The organism is Endozoicomonas sp. ALD068 (assembly GCF_049310145.1).
Taxonomy (GTDB): Bacteria; Pseudomonadota; Gammaproteobacteria; order Pseudomonadales; family Endozoicomonadaceae; genus Endozoicomonas_A.
This window is the reverse complement of record NZ_JBLYNU010000004.1, coordinates 2,128,674-2,145,157: the sequence shown is the minus strand read 5'-3', so window position 1 is coordinate 2,145,157 and position 16,484 is coordinate 2,128,674. Positions and strand designations below refer to the sequence as shown.

Here is a 16,484-nt window from a genome sequence, read left to right as displayed (position 1 = left end):
ATTGTGGGGGTCAGCAGGAATAGGAGTGCAGTGAAAAAACTACACAATCTCTTGATGCTCGAAATTTTTTTCATAACTACACCTGTTAATCAGAAATTTTAAAATAGTTAAGCCTATGGAAAAAATGGGGTTTTATTTAGAACATTTCCGACTATGACAACTATTAACCAGTCATTCCCTTTGACCATAGTAAATAAAGTATTTTGTTAGACTTTTTAACAAAGATATCGAGGCTCTTTAGATCGGTTGTGATGTTCCTTTATGGTCGTTTTTCAACACCTCTTGTAGGGCGCGTCCTGCTTGTTTTCTGTCAATAGGCCGCCTTGTATCGATAAAAGACGGTTGCGATGAGACAACAACCGTCCTGTTTTCCGCCCATAAATTGAAACTGAATTCTAAAGTCTGGATTCCCGCTCACCCATATAGTTTGGTCTGCTGATGTCGGAGACCCCTATCTGGAAAGGGCTGGCCCAGTGATGATTATGACTTTCGAGCCAGGCTTTTAACTGGTTGGCATCTACTGCGTCCGGCATCCGGACATTAAACCTCAGTGTCTGGCTATCGTGTTGATCGTCCAAAATGTACGATACCAATTCGTAACCTCCCGAATATTTCAGCATGATCGCTATTCGCTGCAAATTACAGATTTCGAAATTGTTCGAGCTAAATGTGAAGTTGACCTGAAACTGATTTGGAAAGTGGGTAAGACTATAGAATAAGGTAGAGGCAGAGGTGATGAGTAGCCCTGCGGCCAGGGATACGGCAGCAAGAATAGGAGCTCCCTCAGCAAATGCAGCACTGGAACTTGCTGCTGTCAAAATCAACGCAAAGAAAGGCACAAACTTTCCATATTTCCAAATCCGATTTGCGGCCGAGTCACATACAAAGATGCCACACCGTGTGAAAGGCTGGTAGGTATTCATTTCTTTAGGTTCCATAGCAACCAACCTGGCGAAGACACGGACAAACGCATTGAGCTGGGTTGAAGGAACATGAATTGACGGGGCGTCATCGGCCATCTCTACTCTTTCCAGCCAGGCGGAAACCGAGGCTCTTCCAGTTTGCAGATTTTGGATAGAATGGGTTGAAACTGCAACGGGTTGAGTGGTTAAGGGTTGAGCTGGAGGAGAGGATTCATCTTCGTCATCGGAATCAAACTCAAACTCAAGCTCGAATAAAGATACTGCAATTGGCAGGCCCCCAACGGCGCCTCGCTCCTCGGTCTCATCATTATAAAAGGGTGTCATCCCAGGAGCGTGAACCCGGGAAAATGGCGAATTAAAAATTGGTAACCCTTCAGCCTTTTTGGAATTTCGACTCGCACTGTTATCAACGTTTGGTAACACAAAGGAATGCCCTTGTAGCCCGCATGCTTGCGATACTTCATCGGTTTTTCTGTCAGGGTCTATAGATAAATAGACTTTGACGAGAGTCTTTGAAGTTTTGAAATTAAGCACGTAGTCATCGGCTGCTAAAACCATGGGAGCTGTCAGAAACACTGTTGTAGTGACAAAATGGAACAATGCTTCGATGATTAAAAATTTTTTCATAATCACACCTGTTAATCAGAAGTCTTAAAATAGTTAAGCCACTGGAAAAAGATGTTTTTTATCGCGTAAGAGTTCCCAGGGTGTCGCAAAAGCAGAGAGCAAAGCTGAGATAAGTAAGAAAGTACTGAAAAAGCGCAATATACTGCCACCCGGCAATACCATCACCCAAACTCTTTCAAAAGGCACCCGTTAAGTACCTGGCCAGTTGGTTTCGCATATTCTGGCGAGTGGATTTTTTCATCCTTCAAGGCGCAACGACGGACGCGTGGCCATAGCTACGCAACCAGAGTTGTAACGCAGAAGGATGGAAAAAGCCGCCGTCCAGAATATGCGAAACCAACTGGTTAGGTACTTACAATAGGCTGAGCGTCAGGACGTGACCTGCTGGCCTTTTGACCAGGCTCATTGGCATCTGTGACGAAGCAGGCAGGAACCACTACGAAATCGTGAAAAAGTAGCTGCAAAGACAATCCCCCGCTGATTTCTTTGAATCAGTGGGGGGATGTTTAGATGAGGATTAATCTGTCGGCTGCGGATAAATTCAACCTTAGCCCTATAGCGTGGTTTCGGATTTGCCCATGGAAGAGACTTTTATTTGAAACGGATTAGCTAATTGCTGATTCTTACTTTCCAGCCAGTTTTGGAACTGTTTGGCATCCACGTTATCTGGCACGCGGACATTGAACGTCAGTGTCTGGCTGGCGTTTTGCTCATCCAAACTGAACGATACCAATTCATAACCTCCCGAGCACTGTAGAATATTCACAATTTGCTGAAAATCATAGATTTCCTGACTGATAAGCAACTGGTTTGAACTGAAAGTGAAGCTCACCTGAAACGGGTTTGGAAAACGTGTATGGCTGAAAAAACAGGTACACAGAGGAGTAAAGACCCCCCCTGCGACCAGAGATCCGTAAGCTAATCCAGAGATTCCCGTACCAAATCCAGTGCCCGTACCTGCCGCTGCCGCAAGAAACGTCGAGAGCACCGCAAACTTTCCACATGACCAGGTCGGATTTGCCTCGGAGTTAAAGACGTAGGTGCTGAAACGTGGAAAGGGCTTCCAGCTTCGCATTTTGTTGACTTTCATAGCAACCAGACTGGCAAACATCCGGACAAAGGCTTTAAGTTCATTGGCAGAAATATGAAACCGGTTGCCGCCGCTTACCTCTCCTCTTTCCAACCAGGCATAGACGATTGAACTCCCTGTTTTCAGATAGTGGACTGAATGCACCGACGCATCATCAGGTTGATTGGTTAAGGGTTGGGCAGCTGAAGTGGAATCTGCTGCGTCGATAGAGTCAATAATAGTCACTGAAACTGGCGAAGACGCAGGCCAGCGCCTGACTGCTCCGGGCTGCTGATCTAAATCAATGCCAGTAGATCTTAAATCAAGGGGCTGAGTCTGGGGAGAAACTGGCGGGCCGCCTGTTGCTCCAAGTTCCTGATCTATAGCATGTTCAACCATTGTCAAATCAGATAGCAGTCCCTGTATAATGCCATCTACTGTTTCAGGTTCACGGTCTCCATCACTGCCTATCGATGTCAAATCGCGAGGCTGGCTCTGGACAGAAGGTGGCGGCCCAGAAATTGGTAACCCTCCAACTGTCTTATGTTCATGGCTTCCACTCACATCATCGGGGGACATCCCGGTGGCCGTGGCTTGCTCTTCTGGTGCTCCATCAGTGTTAGTTTCAGGATCAATAGACAGGTATACTTTGACGTGTGTTTGTGAGGTTTTAAAGTTAAGCACGTAATTATCGGCCATTGAAACCATGGTGGTCAGCAGAAAGATCAGTGCAACGACAAAGCTGCACAACACCTTAACACTACAAAGTTTTTTCATAATTACTCCTCCAGCTTAATAGCCGGAAACGCATTTCCAATCTGCACAGTGAATTAGATAAGAATGAAAGGGAGAGCTGCTCCAGGGCAGAATAAAGACCCGGCGAGTAACTAAGCCTTCCCGAAAAAACAGAAAATGCATTCAATTAATGCTTGCCCGAAAACACTCCTCCATGATTGTTGATGGTGTTGTCTGCAAACTGTAAGGGGTAATAAAAAAATCGCCATAATGTGTCTTTTAAAGACTCAAACATTATTGCACCTGATTACCAGACGTTTTTAAAATAGTTAAGCCGCTGGAAAAAGATGCTTTTTATTTAGAATATTTCTGTCTATAAAATATAAAATAAAGGGGTGTCCACAAATTTTACTAACAAGGAAACAAAGAAAAACAAAGAAAAACAGAGAAACGTTCGGGGAATTCTTTGACCGGGTGACTTTAAAATAGAGAAGGAAAAAGTATCCATATATTTGACTAACTGACGTGTTGAACTACTTTTTAGACTTGTATCAGGTGGGGACTGTGCTCGAGTTTGCTTGCACCCAAAGTAGACTGATTGATCCGGGAAATACTCTTTTGTTATTGTGCGTCTTGTTCCGAAATCAGAGACTAATGTTGTTTTGAGAATTATACGACCATGGTTTTTTTTCAATCTTCAAGGTGGCAGGTTGTCAACTGTTTAGGTGGATTGGACTCTATTTTTGCTATCAAATTTTGTGCTTATGCTTCAATGTTCAATTGCTATGTTTCTCTAGTCGCATATTCTAGTCGGCGTATTTGAATTCTTTGAATTTTTTTATTGTATTTCTACTGAATGATTTTGATGTGAAGATATACAGATTTTCAAAAAAAAACCACGTATTCTGCTTTTTATAATAATTTTAATAAAGAGCGTTTGAGTTGAGCAGGTGGTTTTTATGTTTCTCATAACAGTTTGTTTGTTAATTTGGCGAAGGGGTTTTTGAGTATGTTATTTCTTCTCTCTTACAGCGTTTTGATACCAGGCTTCTGTAGTCCGAAATAACGGATATAAAGTTAATCTGTGCTCTAGAGGCTGGTTTCCAGCAGACCAACAGGGTGTGTTGTTGGCTCGCCAATGGCAGATACCTTTATTTGAAACGGATTTGTTAATTGCTGATTGTGCCTTTCAAGCAAGCCGCGGAGATTGCCAGCATGTACTGTATCAGGTACCTGGACTATAAATCTCAGTGTCTGGATGGAGGTCCGCTCGTTGAAATGAAATGACACCAGATTAAAGCCTCCTGTGCACTGCAGTAAATTCACTATCTGCTGCAAATGATTGATTTCCTCACTCATGAGTAAATTATCCGATCGAAATGTGAAACTCACCTGAAACCGGTTTGGAAACCAGGCACGGCTTAACATTAAAATGCTGGGAGGAATACAGATTCCGGTACTCAGACATGTGCCTCCCAAGGCAGGGATTCCCATACTAAATCCAACACTGGTAACTGCCGCTATAGCGATTGACTCAGTGAGAACCGCAATCCTTCCCCGATACCAGCGCGGATTTACATCCGAGTCACATATGTAGCTGCGGAGCCGGGTGAACGGCTGACAGGAATGCATTTCTTTAGCTTCCGTAGCAACCAGACTGGCGAACAGAACGACAAATTCATCCAGCTGATCTGGAGAACCTTCAAAAAAAAATGCACCACCGTCATCCTCTACTCTTTCCAGCCAGGAGGAAACGCTTGCACTTTTGGTTTGCAGCGGACGGATATATTCTTTCGATGCAGCAGTTGGTTGAGTTGTTAAGGGTAGGGAAGAAGTTGATGCAGTCCCGTCATGAGGATCAATGAAATGCAGTGAAACGGGTGAAGGAAGGCCTCCCAGGTTCTGGCCTTCATCGTTAATAATGTAAGTCAAATCAGAGAACTGACTTTCGGTGGATTCCGGCATGCCTCCAATTGCACCAGGTTCCTGATTTTCATCATTAGCACCTGATGTAAAATCAGAGGGCCGGACCGGGGGGGGAGAAGGCGCCGGTTCAGAAATTGGCAAGCCACCTACTGTTGTATATTTCTGATCTTCACTGGGTAACAATCCAGAGGGTTGTTCTTGTAATCCTTGTTCTACCGATGCTTGAGCTGCTTCTGTATCAAGGGGTACAGAGAGGTGGACTCTGACGATGGTCTGCGGACTCTGAAAAACAAGTAGGAAATGCTCTGCAACCGAAGCTGGTGGGGTCAGCAGGAGCAACACAGTAATGACAAAACTGAACGATACCCGGATAAGATATAGTTTTTTCATCATCACACCTGTTAATCAAAAGCTTAAAAATAGTTAAGCCACTGAAAAAAGATGTTTTTTATTTAGAATATTTCCGACTATGCAACACTTTGCAGGTGTTGTTAATGCTTTCCTGGCTCCGGTGTTTTTTGGTACAGCCATAAAGGGACTCAAGAGTCATAAACAGCTTGAAGTCCCCGGTCGGCCTGGCTAAGAACTTATGGTTTCTGAAAGCGGATGACATCCTGTTCAGAGGCCTGTTGCAGAATCTGCTTCAGAGTCAGGCAGATATGCTCGGCAACATCAGGATCACTGATGGGCTGATGGTTTTTATCCGTTATAAAGAAGCTGTCTTCGAGTTTTTCACCAAAGGTAGCAACCTTGGCATTATGGACTTGCAGCTCCAGTTCCACGAAAGTCCTTACGACTCTGGCCAAAAGTCCGGGTCTGTCGGTTGCCCTGATCTCCAGCAGTGTCTTTTTAATGCCGGGTAAGTTGCTGATGGTGATCAGAGGTTCTTTGGCGAAGTGCCGAAGTTGTCTGGGGGTGCGTCTCTGGGCAGCAACGGGCATTTGCCCCGAATCGCTGAGAATATCTTGCAGGTAACTCTGTATCTGCACAATGCGAGACTCATTGTTACCTATGGCTGAACCGTCTTCTTCTAATACGGTATAAGTATCGAGACTGAACTGTTCACTGGAGGTAATGATTCTTGCGTCCTGGATACTGATGTGCAGGGAGTCAAGTCCGGCCACCGTTGCAGCAAAGAGATTGGGGCGGTCAGGCGCATAAACAAAAATTTGAGAACCACTGTGCTCCCTGTCAGTGTCTGTTTCCCGGGTCAGTATCAGGGGCTGCTGCTCCTGGTGAGCGAGAATTCCCCTCGTATGCCAGGCAATTTCATGGGGGTCATGACGGGAAAAGTAGTCGTCATCCAGAGTGTTCCAGAGTGACTGAATCGATTGTGTGTCCAGGTTGTCATCAGCCAGCAAGGCGAGCGTCTCCTGCTGAATGTCCTGCAGTCTTTCATCATTGTCAGGCATATTCTCTATGCCGTGCTCCAGGACCAGGCGGGTTTGGCTATACAGCTGTTGCAATAAGGAAGATCGCCAGCCATTCCACAACTCAGGATTGGTAGCATTAATGTCGGCAACAGTGAGCAGGTAAAGATGGTTCAGGCTGTTCAGATTGCCCACTTTACGTGCGAAATCCTGAATGACTTCCGGGTCCGACAGGTCTTTTTTCTGGGCCGTGGTCGACAGGGTGAGGTGCTCGCGTACCAGCCAGACAATGAGTTTGGTATCTACACGACGCAGGCCGTGTCTTCGGCAGAATACTTCGGCATCAACGGCGCCCAGCTGAGAGTGATCACCTCCACGCCCTTTACCGATGTCATGATAAAGGCCGGCGACATAGAGTAACTCTGGTTTTTTGATGTCATGTATGATTCGAGAGGCAATAGGGTAGCGCTGCTTGTTTTCTTCGTAGCGAAAGCTACGCAGGTGCTTGATCAGCAACAGAGTATGCGCATCGACTGTATAGGTGTGGAACAGGTCAAACTGCATCTGGCCAATAATGCGACCAAACTCTGGCAGGTAGCGGCCAAGGATGCCATAGCGAGCCATTCTTCTGAGACTGATGGTTAATCCATAGGGTGCCTGCAAAAGCTGAAGGAATAATTTTGCGCACCTTGGGTCTTTTCTGAACTGACTGTCAACGGTGTGACGAATATCGCGCAGCAACCGGATGGTCTCAGCCCTTGGGCCGAGAATATCGGGGTCGCGGGTCATGAGGACAAACATTTCCAGAATAGCTGGCGGGTGCTCAGCGAATACCCGGTCATGAGTAACTTCAATGTACTGATTGCGTATCTGGAATCGATCATTGATAGCCGTTACGGTCTGCGGTTTGTCCGCATTCAGAATCTTGTCATCAAAATTCTGGAGGATCAGGTCTTTGAACTGGCCAACAATCAGAACCGTGCGGAAGTAGCTTTGCATGAACTGTTCTACCGCCAGTGAGCCAGGTTGGTCCCGGTAGCCAAACTGTTCAGCCAGTGATCGCTGGTGGTCAAACAGGAGTCTGTCTTCGCCCCGGCCGGCCAGTGTATGCAGTGCCCATCGTATCTTCCACAAAAATGCCCGGCAGCGGATGAGTTGTTCGTATTCGGCTTCTGTCAAAAAATTCAAAGCCATCAGTTTGATCGGGTCCTGGGTACCGAAATGACGTCTTGCGGTCCAACCCAGCATGTGCAAATCACGGATGCCGCCGGGTGAGCCTTTTATGTTGGGCTCCAGGCTATACGCGGTGTCAGCATACTTTTTGTGTCGGGCTTTCTGTTCGTCAAATTTGGCCTGAAGGTACTGATTGCTGGGCCACATATGGTGGACGCTGATCTTTTCCTGAAGTTGCTTGTTGAGATTTTCAGGATCACAGAGGGGGCGTGCTTCCATCAGGTTAGTGATGATGGTCAGATCGTCTCTGGCCTGTTCGGCGCATTCTTTTATGGACCGCACACTGGAGCCTACTTTCAGGCCAATGTCCCACAATGTCGTCAAAAAAGTTTCGATTTCTCTCTGGTGGGTCTGGTACTCGTCATTCTCCAGAAGAATCAGAATGTCGATATCGGAGCCGGGATGAAGCTCGCCCCGACCGTAGCCTCCTACTGCAAGCAGGCTGATGTGTTCAGAATCGTCCCAGGCAGATTGTTCCCATACTGTGATAAGAATTTGATCGATAAGCCAAGTATGACTGTATACCAGCTGATCAATATTGACTTTTTTCCTGAACCATTGGTTCAGCATATCTCTGCCAGACTGGATGGTGTCTTTGTAAAGAGGGATGGAAGGCTGATTGCTGAGGGCGGTAACAAACGAGTTTTTATCAAACAGCTGGGCTTCAAGCTGATTCGGAATCTTTGGGTTTGCGTGATTCATAATAGATTATTCTCCTGGCACTCCGTCGCTAAAAAAACGGCTCGCGCTTCTTTGAAGGCGAAATTCTACAGATCAGATTCTATAGATAAAACGTGCGAGCCATTCAGGGGTCAAAAAGGAAGCGTTTCTTCACTTCTGAGAGTCAGTACCTCGACGCCATCAGCGGTAACAAGAATGGTGTGCTCCCACTGGGCTGAAGGGCGACGATCCTTGGTGACCGCAGTCCAGCCATCTCCCAGGAGTTTGGTGAACTTCTTGCCGGCATTGATCATGGGTTCAATAGTGAATGTCATGCCTTCCCGCAGAACATAATCGTTATGATCGCCATAACCATCGTAATGAAGTACCTGAGGATCTTCATGGAAGACCTTTCCGATGCCGTGGCCGCAAAACTCTTCAACCACAGAGTAGTGGTTGGCGTGAGCATGCTGGGCGATGACCCGGCCAATATCACTCAACCTTACACCGGGTTTGACGATCTCGATGCCCTTGTAGAGACATTCCTGTGTGACATTGACTAATTTTTCTGCATAGGGCTGGACGTTGCCGACCAGGAACATCTTGCTGGTGTCACCGTGGTAACCGTCTTTGATAACAGTAATGTCGATGTTGAGCATATCGCCGTTCTTGAGGGTCTTCTTGTCATTGGGAATGCCGTGACAGACAACATGGTTCAGAGAGGTGCATATGGATTTTGGAAAACCGGGGCGACCGGGTGCAGCACCATAGTTCAGGGGGGCTGGAATAGCCTGCTGTTCATTAACGATGTAGTCGTGACAGATACGATCAAGTTCGCCAGTAGTAATGCCAGGTTTTACGTGGGGGGTGATCATCTCCAGTACTTCGGCAGCCAGCTTGCCGGCGATGCGCATTTTTTCAATATCTTCAGGGGTTTTGATCGTAACGTTCATTTCAAATATTCTTTGTCAGGCGCAGGAAATACCGAGAGTGCTCTATAGTGAGTGATCTTTGATGACGGGTTAACAAGGTCGTTTTGATCACTTATGACGGTCTGCTTCGGTAGCTTCCCAGGGGCTTTATGGATTCATTGCTGAAATTCTAACAGAAAAGAAGAGAGAGTTGGTTATTGTTAACTGGAACTGGCTTCAACTGTATAAAGAATCCTCCTGCAAAGAAATCTGTCGACTTTGAATCATCATAAGATTGTGGTATAAAATTGCGTCCTCGTGTTCAGGGTCACCTGATTGCGAGGTTACTATTTGATTTTGTAAACAGAACTCACATACACCGACACATGATTCAGGGTGCCCGAGTGCAGTCAGCGAGAGCTGGTCGTTGGGTCGAACTCATGGGGTGTGTGGAGGCCTAACCCTGTAACAGGAGAATTCTCATGGCTCAAGTCACCATGCGTGACATGCTCAAGGCGGGCGTGCATTTTGGTCACCAGACTCGTTTCTGGAACCCGAAGATGAATAAATTCATCTTTGGTGCTCGTAACAAGATTCATATCATCAACCTTGAGCACACCATGCCTGCCTTTAATGAAGCGATGAGCTTCATTCGCAAGCTGGCCGAAGGTAAGAACAAGATTCTGTTTGTTGGTACCAAGCGTGCCGCCGGTAAGATCATTCGTGAAGAAGCTGCTCGCTGCAGCATGCCTTTCGTAGCACATCGCTGGTTGGGTGGTATGCTGACCAACTACAAGACCATTCGTCAGTCTGTACGTCGTCTGCGTGACCTGGAAGCTCAGGCTGAAGATGGCACTTTCGAAAAGCTGACCAAAAAAGAAGCCCTGATGCGCCGTCGTGATTTGGAAAAGCTGGATCGCTCTCTGGGTGGTATCAAGGAAATGGGTGGTCTGCCAGACGCACTGTTTGTTATCGATGTCGAGCACGAGCGCATCGCTATCCAGGAAGCCAATAAGCTGGGCATCCCTGTCATCGGTATCGTTGACACCAACTCCAGTCCTGAAGGTGTTGACTACGTTATCCCCGGTAACGATGATGCGATTCGCGCTATTCAGTTATACATTAAAGCTGCTGCTGATGTTGTTCTTGAAGGTCGTTCCGCTGCTAACACAGGCGCTGAAAGCGAGTTTGTAGAAGTTGAAGTAGAAGCTGCAGAAGCAGCTGAAGCTGCAGAAACTACAGAAGCAGCTGAAGCCAAGGCTGAAGACGGCCAGGAAGACACTAAGGAAGCTTAATCTTCTGGTCGTTGCGAAAAGGGGGCGTGGCCCCCTTTTTCAGATTTAAAAGAGCGTTTGTCACTTTGGGGTGGTCATTGACAGGAGCTTCAGTATGCACAAGCCTATTTTGTATGTCATAAGCTTGAAGCGCTAAACAACTAAGCTCAAGGCTGCCCTGAATCCCTTATTGAATATTTGCGAGAGGAACCCACCATGGCAGCAATTACTGCAGCACTGGTTAAGGAACTGCGTGAACGCACTGGCCTGGGCATGATGGAGTGCAAAAAGGCTCTGGTTGCTTCAGAAGGTGATATTGAAAAGGCGATTGAAGAGCTGCGTAAATCTGGTCAGGCTAAAGCCGCCAAGAAAGCAGGTCGTACCGCAGCTGAAGGTATTGTCGCTACCAAAGTTGCTGAAGATGGAAGCTTCGGTGTAATGGTTGAAGTTAACTCCGAGACCGACTTTGTTGCTCGTGATGACAACTTCCTGGGTTACGTTCAGACAGTGTTAGACGCTGCTTTTGACCGTAAGGAAGCTGACGTAGCCAAATTGATGGAAGGTGAACTGGAAGAAGCACGCCTGGCGCTGGTACAGAAGATCGGTGAAAACATCGGTGTCCGTCGTATTGAAATCGTAGAAGGTGGCGTGATTGACGCATACGTTCACGGTAACAAGCGTATTGCTGTTCTGGTTAGCCTTGACGGTGGCAGCTCCGAGCTGGCTCGTGATGTAGCTATGCACGTTGCTGCTGTTAACCCTCAGGTGGTTAACAAGGGCGACATGCCTGCTGAGCTGGTTGAAAAAGAGAAGGAAATCTTCAAGGCTCAGGCAGAGCAGTCTGGTAAACCAGCTGAAATTATCGAAAAGATGATTGCTGGTCGTATCAACAAGTTCCTGGCTGAAAACAGTCTTACTGAACAGCCTTTTGTTAAAGACCCTGATGTCAAGGTAGGTGCTCTGGCCAAGAAAGCTGGGGCAACTATCACTGGCTTCGTTCGTTACGAAGTTGGCGAGGGTATCGAGAAAGAAGAAGTGGACTTCGCTGCTGAAGTTCGCGCTCAGGCTGGACTCTGATCCTGATACTGGTTATTACTGGTTAATGGATGGTGCCTGACCTGTTAGCTGAACAGGCTTGACTGAGCCTGTTCAGCGGGTCTGCAGGTTTACCCGTGTTCTGGTATCTGAGCAATGATGCACTGCTGCAAGGTTGTATGTAAACGGCCGCTTTTGAGCTGCTGACAGTGCAGAAAGCTCATTTGGCAGGATGTGGGGTGAGTCGGCAGGTTATCGGGGACAGGCGCGCCTTCGCCTAACTCTGAATTGGAAAGCTGAATATGCCGGCAAATGATCGACAACCGAAATACAAGCGCATTTTGCTTAAGCTCAGTGGCGAGGCCCTTCAGGGAGCGGGGGACTTTGGCATTGATCCCAGTGTTCTTGACAGAATGGCTCTGGAAATTGGCCAGCTGGTCGGTATCGGCGTTCAGGTCGGTATCGTGATCGGTGGTGGAAACCTTTTTCGTGGCGCAGCGCTGAGTGCCGCTGGCCTTGACCGTGTGACTGGTGACCATATGGGGATGCTGGCCACAGTTATGAATGCTCTGGCTATGCGTGATGCCCTTGAGCGTTCAAACATCAACACCCGGGTCATGTCTTCCATTCCGATGGATGGTGTTGTAGAGCACTATGACCATCGTCGTGCAATGCGCTACCTCAATGGTGGCGATGTAGTGATTTTTTCAGCGGGTACCGGCAATCCTTTCTTTACAACAGACTCTGCAGCCTGCCTTCGCGGTATTGAGGTTGAGTCCGATGTTGTGCTGAAAGCAACCAAGGTTGACGGTATCTATGACAAGGATCCGGTTAAACATTCTGATGCAGTAAAATTTGAATCCCTGACCTATGATGATGTGCTCGAGCGCAAACTCGGCGTAATGGATTTGACTGCGATCTGTCTGGTCCGTGATCAGCAGATGCCCGTTCGGGTTTTCAATATGAATAAATCCGGTGCTCTGCTCAATGCAGTGGTAGGTGGCGAAGAAGGAACACTGGTGAGTGGGGTGGAAAATGATTGAAGAAATTAAGCAAGATGCGCAGGAGCGCATGAGCAAGAGTGTTGACTCTCTGGACAGTGCATTTGCCAAAATTCGTACTGGCCGCGCTCACCCGAGTCTGCTCGATAGTGTCAGGGTCTCTTATTATGGCTCCGAGACGCCATTGAGCCAGGTGTCTAACATTTCTACTGAAGATGCCAGGACTCTGGCTGTCCGCGTCTGGGAAAAGCAGATGGTTCCTGATGTAGAAAAAGCGATCCTGAAATCTGATCTGGGTCTGAATCCTTCCACTGCCGGTGAAGTGATTCGTATCCCTCTGCCTCCCCTGACTGAAGAAACCCGGAAGGGCTACACCCGTCAGGCACGTCAGGAAGCTGAAAACGCTAAAATTGCTATTCGCAATATTCGTCGTGATGCGCTGGCCGATATCAAGGAGCTGGAAAAGGAAAAAGAAATCAGTGAAGACGATGAGCGTCGTGCACAGGACGATATCCAGAAGGTAACTGATAAATACATTGCGGCAGTAGATGCGGCGTTGGCCAGCAAGGAAAAGGACCTGATGGAAGTTTGAGCGCTTCATCTTCTAATTGATTGGTTATAGACAGTCATGAGCGAAGAAAATCAATCTGTGTCAATCTGGATATAGCAGTCTCACTTTAATTGCAAATGTGGTTATTGTGGTGTTGTCGTCAGCTCTGTGTCATTGGCATGGCTGTGTTTCCTTAACATGGCTGTTTGATCGCTCCTCTTAATGTCTCATTTGATCAGGGATGGTGTTTCTCAGGTGGATTTGTGTATCTGTTCTGAGGTGTTAGGAGTGGCACTTTGCTGGCGTTTACAATTTGCAGTGAACGCTTCCGGAGTGCTGCAAATAAATTGTATTTTCAGATCAACAAAATAGTGAATGGCCATGAAATCGCAAGAGGAAATCGGCAGCCTTAAGGAAGTACCAGTTCAGAAGTTGCCCCGCCATGTGGCCATCATTCTGGATGGAAATAACCGCTGGGCGAAACGGCGACTGCTTCCGAGTCTTGCCGGCCATCGAGCGGGTCTGAAAGCAGTCAGAGAAGTGATTGAAGCCTGCGGTGAAGCAGGTATTGAAGTTCTGACTCTTTTCGCTTTCAGCAGTGAAAACTGGAACCGGCCGAAGAGTGAAGTGGATGGCTTGATGGAGTTGTTTCTGAGAACGCTGCGCAAGGAAACCGCTAAGCTCAAGAAAAATAATATCAGACTGAAGATTATAGGCGACATTAGTCGTTTTAGTCCGGACATACAGGAACATATTGCTGAAGCAGAAGCTTTGACTGCTGACGAAGCGAAAGTGACTCTGGTGATTGCTGCCAATTACGGAGGAATGTGGGATATTGCCCAGTCTGCCCGCAAAGTGGCTAACATGGTAGAGCAGGGGGAGATATCCGCTGACCAGGTTGATGAGTCGTTAATTGGTCAGCATTTGAGTACAGTGGGTATACCCGAGCCTGATCTACTCATCAGAACCAGTGGTGAACAGCGTATCAGTAACTTTCTTTTATGGCAGTGTGCCTACAGCGAATTTTATTTTACCAAAACCTTGTGGCCGGATTTCGATCGCAGGGAGTTTGAGCGTGCGCTCCTGGCTTATGTCAATCGCCAGAGACGATTTGGCAAGACCAGTGAGCAGGTGGAGGCTGAGGCTACGTGTTAAAACAGAGAATTCTAACTGCTGTAGTTCTGGCAGTATTGGCCCTGAGCAGTGTTATTTTTCTTCCTCCCACCGCTTTTTCAGTCCTGATTGCCCTGGTTATCATGCTGGGAGCCTGGGAATGGGCTAATTTGTCCGGCTTTAAAGATGTTTTTGCCCGGGTGGTTTATGTGTTGCTGATCGCTGGGGTCTGCTGGTTTGTGAAAGATATGTCGGCCTATGCACTGCTGACAGTGTCTGTTATCTGGTGGCTGCTGGCATTTGCTCTGGTGAAGAGTTATCCGGCCTCTGCCCGTTTCTGTCAGAGTCGATTGCTCAGGCTGGTGATGGGTGTGTTGACCTTGGTTCCAGCCTGGTTTGCACTCTCAAAACTTAAACTCCATGATCAGCATGGCTGGACCATTATTCTGGTGTTTCTGCTTGTCTGGGCAGCCGATATAGGTGCCTACTTTGCCGGTAAGAATCTTGGTCGTCACAAGCTCGCCGAGAGGGTGAGCCCCAAGAAAACGGTTGAAGGATTGGTCGGTGGGCTACTAATGTCGTTACTGGTGGCGGCCTGTGTGGGCTTGTATTTTGACCTTTCTTTAGCTCGTGGGCTGGGTCTTTTGGTACTTTCAGTTGCTGTTGTTCTGGTTTCCGTATTGGGTGATCTTTTTGAAAGTATGCTCAAGCGTGAGCGCGGTATTAAGGACAGTAGTAATTTACTGCCAGGTCATGGTGGGGTGCTGGATCGAATAGACAGCCTGACGGCGGCTGTGCCGGTCTTTACTCTGGCTCTGATTGTCGGAGGGAGTTAAGCATGCAACAGGTTTGTGTCCTGGGTTCAACCGGGTCTATCGGAAAAAGCACTTTGGACGTCATTGCTCGAAACAATGATCGTTACAGAGTCAGGTCGCTGGTCGCATGTCGAAGTCATGATGCGATGTTGGAGCAGGTGAGGGCGTTTAAGCCGGACTTCGCTGTTATGTCAGATCCTGCTGTTGCCGATCAGTTGCGAGCATCGGTAAAAGCTGAAGGGATTAAAACAGAGGTTCTTGGTGGTAGTCGGTCAGTCGCTCTGATGGCTGCTGATTCAGACATCGATATCGTCATGGCTGCTATTGTCGGAGCCGCAGGTCTGCTGCCTACTCTGGCCGCTGTCAAGGCAGGTAAGAAAGTCTTGCTGGCAAACAAAGAGGCGCTGGTTATGACCGGGGCGCTCTTTATGGATTCGGTAAAAGAGTCTGGTGCCCAGCTGTTGCCAATTGATAGTGAGCACAATGCTATCTTTCAGTGTCTTCCCCATGGTTATAGTGAAGGTCTTCAGGGGGTTGGGGTTCGCAGAATTCTATTAACCGCTTCGGGTGGGCCTTTCAGGGATGCACCGGTAGACACTCTACCTGCTGTTACACCAGCCCAGGCATGTGCTCATCCGAACTGGAGCATGGGGCGAAAGATTTCAGTAGACTCGGCCACCATGATGAACAAGGGGCTTGAGTTTATTGAAGCTTGCTGGCTCTTTGGTGCTCGTCCCTCCCAGGTCGAGGTGCTGATTCATCCGCAGAGTATCATTCATTCTCTGGTGGATTATGAGGATGGCTCAGTTCTGGCACAAATGGGCAATCCGGATATGCGCACACCGATTGCTCATGCAATGGCCTGGCCTGAGCGCGTGCAATCCGGTGTGGAGCCACTTTCTCTGGCCGATATTGGCAGACTGGATTTTCAGAAGCCCTGTATGCAACGTTTCAGATGTTTGCAGCTGGCTCAGGATGCTGCAACTGCCGGTGGGACTGCAGCCGCTATGTTAAATGCAGCCAATGAGACGGCTGTGGAAGCCTTCCTGGGTGATCATCTACGTTTTGATCGTATCCCGGAAGTCATTGATGCCACGCTTCAGGCGCTTCAGGTGTTCAGTGCAGGTGATATTGAGCAGGTGCTGGATGCTGACCGAAAGGCCAGGTTGCAGGCCAGAACCCAGATTGAACAGTGGCACAAGACAGCTTGATGCTGTCATGGCTTAAATACATATATTTACT

The 16,484-nt window shown here is 47.7% G+C and carries 12 protein-coding genes; 7 read left to right on the top strand and 5 right to left on the bottom strand.

Annotated features, from left to right (window positions below):
- Positions 1-395 precede the first annotated feature (395 nt).
- From ACO6V5_RS07685 to map, 5 genes are all read right to left on the bottom strand, one after another.
- On the bottom strand, positions 396-1,556 hold the full coding sequence (locus tag ACO6V5_RS07685; protein WP_422492077.1) for a hypothetical protein: 1,161 nt from the start codon (positions 1,554-1,556) through the stop codon (positions 396-398).
- Between the two features lie 547 nt (positions 1,557-2,103).
- Positions 2,104-3,396: a hypothetical protein gene (locus ACO6V5_RS07680; protein ID WP_422409526.1), complete on the bottom strand. Its 1,293-nt coding sequence runs from the start codon at positions 3,394-3,396 to the stop codon at positions 2,104-2,106.
- Positions 3,397-4,443: 1,047 nt separating this feature from the next.
- Positions 4,444-5,670, bottom strand: a complete 1,227-nt coding sequence (locus tag ACO6V5_RS07675) for a hypothetical protein (RefSeq protein WP_422441791.1) — start codon at positions 5,668-5,670, stop codon at positions 4,444-4,446.
- 197 nt (positions 5,671-5,867) lie between these two features.
- The gene (gene glnD / locus ACO6V5_RS07670; protein ID WP_422409530.1) at positions 5,868-8,585 is read right to left on the bottom strand and encodes a [protein-PII] uridylyltransferase; all 2,718 of its coding nucleotides are present in this window, start codon (positions 8,583-8,585) and stop codon (positions 5,868-5,870) included.
- Positions 8,586-8,695: 110 nt separating this feature from the next.
- Positions 8,696-9,496 carry a type I methionyl aminopeptidase gene (gene map, locus ACO6V5_RS07665; RefSeq protein ID WP_422133625.1) on the bottom strand — a complete coding sequence of 267 codons (801 nt, stop codon included), beginning with the start codon at positions 9,494-9,496 and terminating at the stop codon, positions 8,696-8,698.
- Positions 9,497-9,936: 440 nt separating this feature from the next.
- Here map and rpsB point away from each other — a divergent pair, with 440 nt between their 5' ends.
- From rpsB to ispC, 7 genes are all read left to right on the top strand, one after another.
- Positions 9,937-10,749 (top strand): 30S ribosomal protein S2, encoded by an 813-nt coding sequence (gene rpsB / locus ACO6V5_RS07660; RefSeq protein WP_422133626.1) that lies wholly within the window; start codon positions 9,937-9,939, stop codon positions 10,747-10,749.
- Between the two features lie 195 nt (positions 10,750-10,944).
- Positions 10,945-11,805 carry a translation elongation factor Ts gene (tsf, locus tag ACO6V5_RS07655; RefSeq protein WP_422409533.1) on the top strand — a complete coding sequence of 287 codons (861 nt, stop codon included), beginning with the start codon at positions 10,945-10,947 and terminating at the stop codon, positions 11,803-11,805.
- A gap of 260 nt (positions 11,806-12,065) precedes the next feature.
- The gene (pyrH, locus tag ACO6V5_RS07650; RefSeq protein WP_317141688.1) at positions 12,066-12,806 is read left to right on the top strand and encodes a UMP kinase; all 741 of its coding nucleotides are present in this window, start codon (positions 12,066-12,068) and stop codon (positions 12,804-12,806) included.
- Positions 12,799-13,356: a ribosome recycling factor gene (gene frr / locus ACO6V5_RS07645; RefSeq protein ID WP_422133628.1), complete on the top strand. Its 558-nt coding sequence runs from the start codon at positions 12,799-12,801 to the stop codon at positions 13,354-13,356. Before pyrH ends, frr begins: the two co-directional genes overlap by 8 nt.
- 357 nt (positions 13,357-13,713) lie before the next feature.
- Positions 13,714-14,469: a polyprenyl diphosphate synthase gene (gene uppS, locus ACO6V5_RS07640; protein WP_422137102.1), complete on the top strand. Its 756-nt coding sequence runs from the start codon at positions 13,714-13,716 to the stop codon at positions 14,467-14,469.
- Positions 14,463-15,263, top strand: coding sequence for a phosphatidate cytidylyltransferase (locus ACO6V5_RS07635; RefSeq protein WP_422133629.1), 801 nt, complete (start codon positions 14,463-14,465; stop codon positions 15,261-15,263). The genes uppS and ACO6V5_RS07635 overlap by 7 nt, the downstream gene beginning before the upstream one ends.
- Positions 15,264-15,265: 2 nt before the next feature.
- Entirely contained in the window at positions 15,266-16,453 is a 1,188-nt protein-coding gene (ispC, locus tag ACO6V5_RS07630; protein ID WP_422133630.1) for a 1-deoxy-D-xylulose-5-phosphate reductoisomerase, read from the top strand.
- The last annotated feature ends 31 nt before the right edge of the window (positions 16,454-16,484 follow it).

Excerpts from the sequence above, each read along its gene's own strand:
- glnD (WP_422409530.1), bottom strand. The coding sequence starts at position 8,585 with ATGAATCACGCAAACCCAAAGATTCCGAATCAGCTTGAAGCCCAGCTG.
- frr (WP_422133628.1), top strand. The coding sequence starts at position 12,799 with ATGATTGAAGAAATTAAGCAAGATGCGCAGGAGCGCATGAGCAAGAGT.
- map (WP_422133625.1), bottom strand. The coding sequence starts at position 9,496 with ATGAACGTTACGATCAAAACCCCTGAAGATATTGAAAAAATGCGCATC.
- rpsB (WP_422133626.1), top strand. The coding sequence starts at position 9,937 with ATGGCTCAAGTCACCATGCGTGACATGCTCAAGGCGGGCGTGCATTTT.
- ACO6V5_RS07680 (WP_422409526.1), bottom strand. The coding sequence starts at position 3,396 with ATGAAAAAACTTTGTAGTGTTAAGGTGTTGTGCAGCTTTGTCGTTGCA.
- ACO6V5_RS07675 (WP_422441791.1), bottom strand. The coding sequence starts at position 5,670 with ATGAAAAAACTATATCTTATCCGGGTATCGTTCAGTTTTGTCATTACT.
- ispC (WP_422133630.1), top strand. The coding sequence starts at position 15,266 with ATGCAACAGGTTTGTGTCCTGGGTTCAACCGGGTCTATCGGAAAAAGC.
- tsf (WP_422409533.1), top strand. The coding sequence starts at position 10,945 with ATGGCAGCAATTACTGCAGCACTGGTTAAGGAACTGCGTGAACGCACT.
- pyrH (WP_317141688.1), top strand. The coding sequence starts at position 12,066 with ATGCCGGCAAATGATCGACAACCGAAATACAAGCGCATTTTGCTTAAG.